Source organism: Paenibacillus sp. J14, from assembly GCF_000518465.1.
In the GTDB taxonomy this organism is placed as follows: domain Bacteria; phylum Bacillota; class Bacilli; order Paenibacillales; family Paenibacillaceae; genus Fontibacillus; species Fontibacillus barengoltzii.
In genome coordinates this window covers 171,833-185,080 of record NZ_JADQ01000002.1, presented here as the reverse complement: position 1 = coordinate 185,080, position 13,248 = coordinate 171,833, and the positions used below count along the sequence as shown (strand labels likewise).

8 protein-coding genes and 1 pseudogene are annotated in these 13,248 nt (G+C 52.1%); 4 read left to right on the top strand and 5 right to left on the bottom strand.

Annotation, left to right across the window (positions count from 1 at the left end; translation table 11 throughout):
- From M891_RS23120 to M891_RS0101420, 5 genes and pseudogenes are all read right to left on the bottom strand, one after another.
- Positions 1-180: pseudogene (locus M891_RS23120) on the bottom strand (IS110 family transposase); the annotation flags it as partial.
- A 145-nt stretch (positions 181-325) separates the two neighbouring features.
- Positions 326-2,401: a methyl-accepting chemotaxis protein gene (locus M891_RS0101435; protein ID WP_028537548.1), complete on the bottom strand. Its 2,076-nt coding sequence runs from the start codon at positions 2,399-2,401 to the stop codon at positions 326-328.
- 119 nt (positions 2,402-2,520) lie between these two features.
- Positions 2,521-3,366, bottom strand: a complete 846-nt coding sequence (locus M891_RS0101430; protein WP_016313721.1) for a sugar ABC transporter permease — start codon at positions 3,364-3,366, stop codon at positions 2,521-2,523.
- Entirely contained in the window at positions 3,363-4,667 is a 1,305-nt protein-coding gene (locus M891_RS0101425) for a carbohydrate ABC transporter permease (RefSeq protein WP_028537547.1), read from the bottom strand. Before M891_RS0101425 ends, M891_RS0101430 begins: the two co-directional genes overlap by 4 nt.
- 100 nt (positions 4,668-4,767) lie before the next feature.
- Positions 4,768-6,093, bottom strand: a complete 1,326-nt coding sequence (locus M891_RS0101420; protein WP_028537546.1) for a sugar ABC transporter substrate-binding protein — start codon at positions 6,091-6,093, stop codon at positions 4,768-4,770.
- Between the two features lie 597 nt (positions 6,094-6,690).
- Here M891_RS0101420 and M891_RS0101415 point away from each other — a divergent pair.
- The 4 genes from M891_RS0101415 (at position 6,691) to M891_RS0101400 (ending at position 12,889) form a co-directional block, all read left to right on the top strand.
- Entirely contained in the window at positions 6,691-8,433 is a 1,743-nt protein-coding gene (locus M891_RS0101415) for an alpha-glycosidase (protein WP_028537545.1), read from the top strand.
- A 255-nt stretch (positions 8,434-8,688) separates the two neighbouring features.
- A complete protein-coding gene (locus M891_RS0101410; RefSeq protein WP_016313725.1) occupies positions 8,689-9,726 on the top strand; it encodes a LacI family DNA-binding transcriptional regulator in 1,038 nt (345 codons plus the stop codon).
- A 117-nt stretch (positions 9,727-9,843) separates the two neighbouring features.
- Positions 9,844-10,509: a beta-phosphoglucomutase gene (pgmB, locus tag M891_RS0101405; RefSeq protein WP_028537544.1), complete on the top strand. Its 666-nt coding sequence runs from the start codon at positions 9,844-9,846 to the stop codon at positions 10,507-10,509.
- Positions 10,510-10,582: 73 nt separating this feature from the next.
- Positions 10,583-12,889, top strand: a complete 2,307-nt coding sequence (locus M891_RS0101400; RefSeq protein ID WP_028537543.1) for a glycoside hydrolase family 65 protein — start codon at positions 10,583-10,585, stop codon at positions 12,887-12,889.
- Positions 12,890-13,248 lie beyond the last annotated feature (359 nt).

Genomic DNA, 13,248 nt, shown 5'->3' with positions numbered 1-13,248 from the left:
CTCGTAGCAAAACGATAGCGTTTCGGCCGGTCCCAGCTCTTTGATAAGCTTGCGTAACGCTGCCGGTGTGTGGGGAATGCTCCCGTAATAGCGTGGAGCTTCCCCGCTCACATCTGCAATTGCAACCGAAATTTTTTCTTTGGATACATCTAAACCGACGAATTTTGTGGTAGACTGCATAGTATCAGCTCTCCTTTGCTATGTAGCTCTGAAATGGTTTGGTTTATACTACACTATCCATTTTAACCTACGAGATGTAGCAATTTGGAGGGCTGTCTTTTGTTTACGTTCATCTTAGCTAGCGACACGAAAACACGACAGACAATTATGGACTCGCCTCACCTTCACCTTGGAAGGCGCTAAGCGAACGCTGCAGTTGTCCCGCCAGTTCCTCCAGACGAGCCGACAGTTCAACCAACTCGGCGCTGACCCGGTGCTGCTCTTGAGACATGGAGGCCACCTCTTCGGTGGAGGCGCTGGTTTGCTCCACCACCGAACTGACCGTGTCCACAAATTCCTGCAAGGTCGCTTGCGATTGCAGCAGCTCCTGAACGGAGGCGGAAGAACTCCGGATTTCCTTTATGAACTGCTCCATTTCCCCTTTGACGTTCTGGAAGATGCCGGCTGCTTCTTTGACCGCCTCGGTCTGGGCCACGAATAATGGCGCGATCCCCGTCAGCACCTCCACCGTTTGGCCGATCGCCTCCTGGATTTCCTCGGTAATCGCCGATACAGTTTGGATCGATTCCCCTGAAGCGGCTGCCAGCTCACGAATTTCTCCGGCGATGACCATAAACCCTTTGCCGGCTGCCCCGGCACGAGACGCTTCAATCGAAGCATTTAACGACAAAATGTTCGTTTGCTTGGTCATCTCCACCATCGGGGCAAGGATCGAGCGGATCGACTGGGTGCTTTGGCTGAGCTTCGCCGAATTCTCCTCCAACAGCGCCGTCATCCGCGACACCGCCTCCGTCTTCTCCACCAGCTGCTCCATGTGCGCTTCCCCATTGCGGCTGACCTCGATGACACGACCGGCGGATTCGTCCATCGCCGCGTTCAGACGAGCCACTCGGCTCATTTGATCGCCGATCCGTTCCGCTGTCTCGGTCCCCTTGTCCGCCTCCACGGCCAAGCTCTGAGCTCCGGCGGCAATTTCACCGGTCGCCTGCGCAATCTCAGCAGCGGTCTGCGATGTATCTCGCGACGCCTTCGTCAAATTCTCCGCCGTAGCCAACAGCTCTACGGCCGAGCCATTTGTCCGTTCCACCAGCTGCGAAATCTGCTCCAGCATCCGATTGAAGCTGTGTCCCAGCCGACCGATTTCGTCATTTCCTTTAAAGCGGGTACGCACCTGCAAGTTTCCGCGTTCACCTTCCTCCATCAGCCGGCACAACTTCTCCAAGGGCCGACCGACCATGCGCACCAGAAAATAGCCGATCAGAGCGGCAACAACCACAGCGCCCATAAGGACGACCCACATGACGAGAAGCAGCCGGTCCGTCGCACTCAAGAAGTCGCTCTCTGGAGCATACCCGACAATCCGCCAGTCGACCGTTTGCAATGGTCGGAATACGACCAGTTGCTGTACTCCTTGCTCGTCTGCCGCTTGGAATGAACTTTCTCCCGATTCCACCTGCTTCGCATCCACCTTAATGACGGATTCCATCTCCAGAAGCGCGACATCGTTCGCATGGACAATCCGGTTATCGGCGGTAAGCACCCGCACCTGTCCGGTCTTTCCGATTTGGAGGTTGCCTAAAATATCCCCGAGTGCCTGCGCCTTAATCTCAAACAGCAGAATGTACTCCGACTCCGGGTGATTAATATTCCGCAGCAAGCGGGCCATCGTGATTGTGGGCTCGGTATAAGCGTTAAAAAAACCTTTCTGCAACGCGGGGAACCACACGGGCTCGCCAGTCGCATCCAAGACTTTCCTCACCCGGCTTTCCACCGCCTCATCCGAACGCACCGAGCTGACTCCTGAAGACTTGTACGACTTCACGTCTTCCAGGTCCTTCGAAACGAGACGCACTCCCAGGAGGCGTTCATCCGCACTCTTCAACGCGTCCAATTTCTTGCGAATCCGGTCATCGGCTTGGGTCTTCACAACAGTTCCGATCCCCGGCTGGGTCACCGTCTCCAAATCGCTCCTTAGCGTCTGATCCACAGCCAACTGCCGCGACGTAGCTTCATATTGTTGGAACAAGAAGTCGAGCTTGTCCGCGGCCTGTTCCACCGCCTGAGTGGAGGCGGAAGCCACCTGTTCCCGGATAATCTCCCGGGATGCCCGATAAGAGCTGAACCCTAACACGACGGACAACACGACGACTGCTGCAAATACGACGACAAACATCTTTAGGCCCACGGAATTCCAGTGCCGCCCACCGCGAAGCTTCTTCATTTCCGCATCCCCTTTTGATTTATGTATATATAGGATTCAAGCAAGCCCCCATTATAAAAAAAAGGGTATAACCCCACTTAACTGAGGCTATACCCAGGTGTCGCTCATCTCTTGCTGCATTATCCTTTGCTGGCGCCCGAAGTTAAGCCGTCAACAAGCAGCCGCTGCAGGAACATGAACAAGATCGTGATCGGAAGTGCGATCAGAACCGCCCCTGCGGCAAACAGCGTAAAGTTACTGTTCTGATTACTGCTGACCATATCCCACATCCCGACGGCCAGCGTCCAGTTTTCCTTCGTTCGCAGGACGAGCCGAGCAAAGATGAAGTCAACCCAAGGACCGACAAATTGGGTTAGCGCCATATACGTCAGCATCGGCTTGGACAACGGCAGAATGATGCGCCGGAAGATCAGGAAGTTGCTCGCTCCATCGATCCGTGCCGCTTCATCCAACGATCGAGGAATCGTATCGAGGAAGCCTTTGGCGATAAACGTGCCGCCCAGCGGGGCCCCCGCCGCATATACGATGATCAGAGCCAAATGCGTATCCAGCAGCTGCATCTCCCGCAGCAGCAGATAGATGGCGATCATACTCATGAATCCCGGGAACATCCCCAGCACGAGCAGACCGGAAAGCGCCGTTTTGCGTCCGCGGAACCGGAACCGGGAGAGCGCATAGCTCGTAAGCAGCGTCAGCAGCACGCCCAGAATCATAGAGCAAACCGCAATTTTCAGCGTATTCAGGTACCAGGTGCCAAACAGATAGGTCTGGGATGTAAACAGTTCTTGATAATGTTCAAACGTAAACTTCTCCGGAATCAACGTTTTGCTGTAAAGCGATTTACCCGGCCGCAACGAACCGAAGACGACCCAAAGCACAGGGTAGACGGCGGCAATACACAGCAGGATCAGCACGATGTAGCTGGCGCCCAGACGAATCGCATTTCGGATTTTCCGTCTGCTCATTGGATCATATCCTCCTCTTTAAACGACTTGGTTCTGCGGTAGTTGTAAATCGAGAACGAAGCGATAATGATGAAAATGATGATCCCGATCGCAGAGGCCATGTTGTATTTGTTTTGGTTCAACGTCAGCTTGTACAGCCACGTCACCAGGAGGTCGGTCGCACCGGCATATTGATAATCGCCCTTCACCGGATCGCCGCCCGTTAATAGGAAGATGGCGTTAAAGTTGTTGATGTTGCCGGCAAATTGGGTGATCAGCGTAGGTGCCGTCGTGAACAAAATCATCGGCAGCGTAACGATCTTAAATTTCTGGAACCCGGTTGCTCCATCCACTTCCGCTGCCTCGTACAAATCTTTGGGAATCGTCGTCAGTACGCCCAGAATCAGCAGCATGGAGACCGGAATCCCCACCCACATATTCACGACGATAACGGTCACTTTCGCCCAGAACGGGTCGGTTAACCACGGCAACCAGCCAAGTCCGAAATAACCAAGATACTGGTTGATTGGACCAAACTGGCCGTTAAACATATTTCTCATTACAAGCAGCGAAATCAGCTGCGGAATTGCGTAAGGAAGAATTAAGATCGTTCTCCATAACCCTTTGAAACGAATGCCCTTCTGATTAATCAGTAACGCGACAAGCATACCGCCAAAATAAGTCGTTACCGTGGACAAAATCGCCCAGATAATCGTCCAGGTCAATACGCCGTAAAAGGTATGGCTCCAGGTTTTGAGCGCCACCAGGTTTTTAAAGGTCTCGAAGCCAACCCAATCGACCAGCATGGCCGGCGGAATGTGCTTCGGCGCCGAATAGTTGGTGAACGCAAGCAGAATCATGAACAGAATCGGCATTACGGTAAAAAATAAAATCCCCACGGCGGGAATACTCAAAAATGCAACGGCAAACTTGTAATCCAGTACATAACGTATCGTTTGCTTAAAGTTATTGGGTGTCTTGCCTTTGTCCCGTTCCAGCCCAATGGCGCGGGCATCGCGGACGTTCATAATATAAATGATGATAAAAACCGCCACAAACAGCAGCGTAATCAAGCTTTGAATCATGATGAAAATCGAATGATCCCAGTTCCCGTTCATATTGGCTCCGGTTCTTGGCGTTTCACCTAGCGTTACGATTCCCCAGAGCGCAAACCCTAAGTTTCGAATCAAATAGATTACGCTAAATGCTTCAAATAGAACGAACAACAACCCTTTGATATATTGTCGATTGTAGAGTTGTCCCAGGCCCATGCACAGTATCGACAAAAACGTCGCCCGATCCCGATGTTGGTGTCGGTCCATTTCCCTTCCTTCTCCTCTCCCTTGGGAAATTAAGGATGACCCGCCGCGATCAGCGGCGGGTTCAACCTTCCCTCACTGGGTGACAGTTAGTTCTTCTGACTTACTCCGATGCCCCTTGGTTCAAATCCCGGATTTGAGTCACGGCATTTTCCATTGCGGCTTTTGGATCTGCATTGTTATTCCAGATTTCTGGAAGTGCAGCGTTAACAGGAGCCCAAACGTTAGCCATTTCCGGAATGGAAGGCATCGGCTGGGAGTTCTTCGCTTGCTCAGCAAATACGGATACGAACGGATCGTTTTTGATTTGATCGGCTTCCAACGCTTCCAGGTTCGTCGGTACAGCGCCGACTTTTTCGTTCAACAGCAACTGCGCATCCTTCGTAGAAGCGAAATGAGCGAACAGTTTAGCTGCATTCGGATATTTCGTAAAGGAGTTAACAACCCAAATTTTAATACCAGAGAAGGTAATTGCTTTCTTACCGTTGATAGACGGATACAGAGCAAGACCCAGGTTGTCGCCAAGAGCGGCTTTGTATCCTGCCAATTCCCAAGGACCGTTGATGTCCATCGCAACGTCGCCTTCATTAAACAAGCTGCGTTTGATGTCCGGGTTGATGTCGCCGCTGTTGATCGGCAGAGCTTCCTTCAAGCTTTGGAACACTTTCAAGCTTTCGATTGCGCCATCGTTAGCCAGACCAATATCGTCTGGGTTTGTGCCGTTATCGCCGAACAGGTAACCGCCGGTGCTCGCGATAAACGGATAGTTGAAGTACATGTTGCCGACTTCCCACATGATGCCGTATTTGTTTTTGGATTTGTCGGTAAATGTTTTGCTGAATTCCAGAACGTCTTTAAAGTCTTTAGGTGCTTCTGGAATGAGCGATTTATTGTAGAACAAAGCCATCGTCTCAGCTGCTCTTGGATAACCGTACAGAACGCCGTCATAGGTGGCACCTTGGATAGCAGCTTCCGTGTTGCTCTTCGTCGTTTCTTCGGCGAAGGCATCGTTTGGCAGAATCAAGCCGGAAGTCGCTGCGTTCCCCAAGTGGTCATGAGGGACGATCAGCACGTCGGCTGCCAGACCGGACGGTCCGTCTTGCGTCAACTTCCCGATTTGGTCGGTTGGCGATACTTCTTCAATTTTTACAGGTACGCCGTATTTTTCAGTGAATTGTTTGGCCATTTCTTCAGTGAATACTTTCTCTTCTTTACTTTCCCAAATGAGGAGCTCAGCGCCCTCTTCCGGAACAATCACATCAGCGGAAGCGTTCTCCCCAGCACCGGTATTCCCCGTATTTTCCGTCTGATTCGCCGGAGCATTCGCACTTCCGTTGTTGCCGCCGTTATTGTTGCCCGATCCGCAAGCAGTGATCGAAACAACCAAGGACAGCGCTGCGATCAAGGTCAATGCCTTTTTGAACTTCATGACTATAACCCCTCCTAATTTTAAAGACGTGACGCGCAAACGTTTTCAGAAAATACCTGAAACTATGACTCCTCCGCAGCATCTTCCCGGGATAGTTTAGTATTTCCCGCCCGAAAGCGCTTTATCCACGCCCCCATGATACATCATGCTCAGAGAGTTGTAAAAACGTTTGCACATAGGGTGAACACGGGTTAATCATCTACTTTCTCCGTTTTTCTTTTGTTTGCTTCGAAATTCGCATTTTTTGTTATTGCGCAACTTTATTTTGAGACAAGGAAACGTTGCATATTTGCGCAAAATTTTCGTGATTTTCGGGACACTCTCCTATGTCGCCGTTAAGTTTATCCTCTATCATCAGCTTTACAGAAACATGACTTCTTAATCATCTTGTGCAATGGTTTGAACAGTGTTATAATCCGGATCAATGAGAGCAATACTAGCTTTGCCGTTCGGTTACACAATTTGAAGGCACTGTTATCGAAAGGTACATCCTCGGCCCGTTTCTCCGGCTTGGATGTGCTTTTTTTGCTTCCAAAGCAAGTGGATACGGGGGCCTGGCGGACAAAGCTGTCCACAATCCACTAGGAGGGATTCATCATGTTACTTGAAGCGGTCTATCATCGCCCTAAGCTGAACTGGACTTATGCTTACGACCACAAAACGCTTCATCTGCGCTTGCGCGCCAAGAAGAACGATCTCACCGAGGTCTATGCCTTTGTGGGGGACAAATACATGTGGGATCAAAGTAAAGAACTGATTCCGATGACCCTGATGATCAGCGACGAGATGTTCGACTATTGGGAATGTACCTACCAACCGCCGCTGCGCCGAACGAGATACGGCTTTCTGCTGAAGTCCGGCGACGAGCAGATCTGGATGACGGAAAGCGAGTTTACGAAAGAGCGTCCATCCGGTCCTGAACGGCTGTTCGAATTCCCGTTCATCAATCCGGTTGACGTCTTTACGCCGCCGGCATGGGTGAAGGATGCCATCTTCTATCAAATCTTCCCTGAACGCTTCGCCAACGGCGACCCAAGCAACGATCCGAAGGGCGTATTGCCTTGGGGCGGCAAACCGGAGCGCGATAACTTCTTTGGCGGGGATTTGCAAGGCGTCATTGATCACCTCGATCATTTAAGCGAGCTTGGCATTACGGGTATCTATTTTACCCCGTTGTTCGAAGCGACAACCAACCATAAATACGATACGGCCGACTATATGAAGATCGATCCGCATTTCGGCGATATCGCTACGGTCAAGAAGCTGGTTCAAGCCTGCCATGAGCGCGGAATCAAGGTACTGTTCGACGCGGTATTTAACCACTCCGGCAAAACCTTCGCTCCTTTCGTTGACGTGATGGAGAAAGGTGAAAAATCCCGCTACAAAGATTGGTTCCATGTGCGCGAGTATCCGCTGCAAGTGAAGGACGGCGTGCCAAGTTACGATACATTTGCTTTCGAGCCGCTGATGCCTAAGCTGAATACGGAGAATCCGGAAGTTAAAGAATACTTGTTGAAAGTTGCGGAGTTCTGGATTAAGGAAGTGGGCATCGACGGCTGGCGGCTGGACGTTGCCAACGAAGTAGACCATGCCTTCTGGCGCGATTTCCGTAAAGTCGTGAAGGCGGCCAACCCGGATGCCTACATCTTGGGCGAAATCTGGCATGAGTCCTCGGCCTGGCTGCAAGGGGACCAATTTGATGCCGTGATGAACTATCCGTTCACCGAAGCCGTGCTGGACTTCGTCGTACGCGGCACGTTGGATGCCGAGGGCTTCGCGAATGCGATCGGCAAGCAGCTGTCCCGTTATCCGCTCCAAGCAAGCGAAGTGGCGTTTAATCTGCTGGACAGCCATGACACGCCGCGCTTGCTCACATTATGCGATGGCAACAAAGCCAAAATGAAGCTGGCCGCCCTGTTCCAATTTACGTACAGCGGAACGCCTTGCATTTACTATGGCGACGAAGTTGGTCTCGACGGCGGACCGGATCCGGATTGCCGCAAATGTATGGAGTGGGATCCTAAACGCCAGGATCGCGATTTGTTTGCGTTTTATCAGAAGCTGATCAAGGTTCGCAAGCAGCTGGCTCCGCTGCGCACCGGCAGCCTGAAATTCCTGCTCGCCGAGAAGGGCGGCTCGAAGCTGGCTTATGAACGCGTACTGAACGGGGAGAAAGTACTTGTCCTGCTCAACAACTACGATGCCGGACAGACCTTTACGATCCCTGCGGATGGGAAAATGTGGCGCGACACCTTCAGCGGGCAAACCTACAACACGGCGGACGGCAAACTTGCCGTTAAGCTACCAGCATACGGTTATGCAGTATTAACGCAAGCATAATCTACAAACTGCTTTTTATACCTGCGGTCGGCCCTAACTCGATGAGAAAATGGGCCGGCCGAATTCTTTTTTAAGAGTAAAACGTTTGCGCAAAAATCTCTTGATTTTCCTGCATTGAATGCCCATTTTCGATGAGAATATGAGGAGCTTTCAGCGGTGTTATAAGGGGTTATCCCTAGATTCTCTATTTACTTTCAGAATTCTTTAGATTAATATTACAGTGTAAAGCAAACGGTTCCACAGAGGAGGTTTTTTATGGCTGTCACCATTAAGGATGTTGCCAAAAAGGCCGGCGTATCGCCCTCTACCGTGTCCCGGGTGCTGTCCAATCATCCTAGAATCAGCGAGGAGACCTCGCGTAAAGTAAAGCTCATTATGGACCAGCTTGGCTATCACCCTAACATTATGGCCAAGAGTTTGGTCTCCAAAACGACAAATAGCATTTGTATCCTGCTGCCAAAGTCCGCCGAGGAGTTGTTCTCTAACTTCTTCTTCATGGAACTGATCCGCGGCATTGTCACCCAAGCCAGCCGCTTGGGCTACGACGTGCTGATCAGCTCCGGAGCCAATGAGAAAGAGGAAGTCGAAAGTGTATCCAGACTGCTGAACGGCCGCCGGGTGGACGGGGTCATCTTGCTGTATTCCCGGCAGAACGATCCGGTGATCGAGTTCCTCCATCAAGGGGGTCATCCGTTTGTACTCATTGGGCGCAGCGAAGAATATCCTGATATTCTGACGGTGGATAACGATAATATCCAGGCGTCGTACGACGCCACGAAGCATTTGATCGCGTTAGGCCACGAACGGATCGGGTTCGTCAGCGGACCACCGGAGCTCGTCGTTTCCAAGGACCGATTGAAGGGCTATCAGGATGCGCTTCGAGATGCAGGCTTGGAGAGTCGGCCCGAATGGATTGTCGAAGGTGAGTTTTTGCAGGACAGCGGCTATCGGGCTATGTCGTTCTTCATGAATCTACCGGACCGTCCGACGGCCCTGGTCATGATCGATGACGTCGTAGCGTTTGGCGTGCTTCGCGGCCTGCACGAATTGAAGTACAAGGTACCTGAAGACTTATGCCTGGTCAGCTTCAACAACATCCCGTTGTCCGAGCTCTCAACCCCACCGCTGAGCAGCATGGATATCGGCATTTACAATCTGGGTTACACGGCCTCGCAAGTGCTGATTCAAGCGGTGCAGAACAACAACGACAAGGCCTATCCGAAAAGGCAGATCATTCCGCATCGGCTGATGGTTCGCGAGTCGTCGATGTATTCGGTACCCAAGAAGCTTTGAGGCAACAGGCTGCATTAAACATTGGTTACGAAAAAATAAACGGAAGCACATGCTTCCTTTATTTTTCACGCTTTGTTCAAACGTTTGCACTAATATTCAACATAGAGGAGGTTCATTATGAATCCCATTCAAGCTTGTTTATTTGATCTCGACGGCGTGCTCGTGGATACCGCGAAATATCACTACCTCGCCTGGAAACGGCTGGCCGCGGAGCTCGGCTTCGAATTTACCGAACAGGACAATGAGAAGCTGAAGGGCGTCAGCCGCATGGCCTCGCTCGACATCTTGCTTAGCGTGGGCGGTCTTCAACTGGAAGACCACGTCAAGCAAGAGCTGGCTGAACGCAAAAACAACTGGTATGTCGAGTACATCTCCCAAATGGACGCGTCGGAAATTTTGCCGGGAGCGCTGGAGTTCTTGCAGCAATGCCGGGCTAACGGATTGAAGACCGCGCTTGGTTCAGCGAGCAAGAACGCCCCGATCATTTTGCGGAATACCGGGCTGACCCCGTACTTTGACGCGATCATCGACGGCACCCGCACCACCAGTGCCAAGCCTGATCCGGAGGTGTTCCTGCTAGGCGCTGCGGAGCTGGGCGTCGCCCCCGAAGCATGCGTCGTGTTTGAGGATGCGGAGGCCGGCATCGAAGCGGCCCGTCGTGCGGGGATGCGCTGCGTTGGCATCGGTTCGCCCGATACGCTGGGGCAAGCGGATCGGGTTGTCTCCTCGCTGGGCGATGTTTCGGTCGCCCTGCTGCAGCAAATCGCCGCGAGCGCGGAATAAGCCCCAAGTGTGAATACCTCTCGTTCTTTTTTTACAGACTAATCTATTTGAAATGACTAAAGGAGCGGTTAATGTGAAACAGTATTTGAAAGTGGATCCCTGGTCCATTCTGGAAGAATCGTTTGATCCGGCGAATCATGAAATTTCGGAAAGTATCTTCAGTATCGGCAACGGTTATATGGGTCAACGTGCGAATTTCGAGGAGCAGTACAGTGGACCTTCTCTGCAAGGCAGCTACATGGCTGGCGTGTATTATCCGGACAAAACCCGGGTGGGCTGGTGGAAGAACGGTTATCCCGAATATTTTGCCAAAGTGCTGAACAGCACGAACTGGATTGGCATTAACGTATTTGTAGACGGCGTCGCGCTGGATTTGGCCGAATGTCAGGTGAAGGATTTCGTTCGAGAGTTGAACATGAAGGAAGGTTACCTCTACCGCCGCTTTACCGCCGTGATGAAGGACGGCAAGGAACTGGCTGTGGAAGCACTGCGATTCGTCAGCATCGTACGTCATGAGATCGGGGCCATCCGTTACGCGGTAACGCCGCTCAACTTCAACGGGGAACTGCGCTTCGCGCCTTATCTCGACGGCGACGTCATGAATAAGGATTCCAACTATGAGGAGAAATTCTGGCTTGAGGTGGAAAAATCCGCCGGTACCGACGTCTCCTACTTAACCGTAAAGACGAAAAAGCTCGACTTCCACGTCACCTCGGTGATGGCATTTGATGTGGAGCAAGGTGGAACACGCCTGGAGCTCACCCCTGCGTTCCACGAGCAAGAGAAGTTTGTCTCCGCCGAAGTCGCAGTACCCGCCGTTTCCGGTGAGACGGTAACGTTGTTCAAATATGTTGCGAATGTGACCTCCCGCGATCATGGGCTTGGCGAGTTGGTGAAAGTGGGCACGGCCGCCCTGCACTCCGCGAAAGAGGCCGGCTTCGATACGCTGAAGAAAGAGCAAGCAGAAGCTTGGGCGAAGAAATGGGAAATGAGCGACATCATCATCGAAGGTGACGTGGCGGCGCAGCAAGCGATTCGTTTTAATATTTTTCAATTAAACCAAACCTACAGCGGCGAGGACGACCGACTGAACATCGGGCCTAAGGGCTTCACCGGTGAAAAATACGGCGGCAGCACCTATTGGGATACGGAAGCTTATTGCTTGCCATTCTACCTCAGCACAGCGGAGTCCGATATCGCCCGCAACCTGCTGATTTACCGCTATAAGCATCTGGAGAAAGCGAAGGAGAACGCCCAAAAGCTTGGTTTCACAAAAGGCGCGCTCTACCCGATGGTAACGATGAACGGCGAGGAATGCCACAACGAATGGGAAATCACATTTGAGGAGCTCCATCGGAACGGGGCGATCGCATATGCGATTTATAACTACGTTAACTATACAGGAGATAAAGCCTATCTGGGCGAATACGGCCTGGAAGTCCTCGTTGAAATCTCCCGCTTCTGGGAAGAACGCGTGAACTTCTCGCAAGTGAAGGGTAAATACGTGATGCTTGGCGTCACCGGCCCGAACGAATACGAGAACAACGTCAACAACAACTGGTACACGAACCGGATCGCTGCCTGGACGCTCGAATACACGCTGGAAGTGCTGGAAGAGCTCAAAGCCCAAGATGCTGCGCACTATGCGGCGCTTGTGGAGAAGCTGGGGCTTCAAGAAGCGGAAACGAAGCAATGGCAGCACATCATCGACAATATGTATTATCCGTACGATGAGGAGCGCGGCGTGTTCCTGCAGCAGGACGGCTTCCTGGATAAAGAACTGATTCAAGTGAAGGATCTGGATCCGAAGCATCTGCCGCTGAACCAGAACTGGTCTTGGGACCGGATTTTGCGCTCGTGCTTCATTAAGCAAGCGGATGTGTTGCAAGGCTTGTATTTCTTGAGCGACCGGTACGACCTGGATACGAAAAAACGCAACTTCGACTTCTACGAGCCGATGACCGTTCACGAGTCCTCCCTCTCCCCTTGCGTGCATGCGATTCTTGCCTGCGAGCTGGGATACCAGGAGAAGGCCTACGAGATGTACCTGCGCACCGCGCGCCTGGATCTCGACAACTACAATAACGACACCGAAGACGGCTGCCATATCACCAGTATGGCCGGCACCTGGATGGCGATCGTGCAAGGCTTCGGCGGCTTGCGCGTTCACGAAGGCGAGCTGGTGCTGCGTCCGTTCATCCCGTCGCACTGGACCTCGTTCTCGTTTAAGGTGATGTTCCGCGGCGCTCGGCTGAAAGTCAACGCCACTGCCGACAGCATCATCGTCACGAACGAATCCGATACGCCAGCAGCGATCCGCATCTACGACCAAAGCTACACGGTTGATGCGAACAGCCAAGTGCAAGCGAAGCGCCAGTAACCTGCGGCGCTGAGCTGAATTTATTGAACCAACCCCCATGGCTTTGCCGTGGGGGTTGGTTTTTGGGGGCGCCCGGCGTTGCGGGGGCCCCAGGGAATAATAACGGTAATAAGTTCCCTTATTTCCGGCGATTGAGCTTCATTTGAACAAATAGCGGTAAAAAATGGCCTTATTTCGGTCCGGCAGGAGCAAAAAGCCCCATTTGGGGGCTCCTGCGGGAGAATAAGGCCATCAAATACCGCTATTTTGTTCAAATGGGGCGGCTACGCGGAAATAAGGGTCAAAAATACCCTTATTTCCGCGTAGCCCGCTAGCGCCCGGCCGATCCTCACCCGGCCGCGGCGCTAAACCAAGGGCAA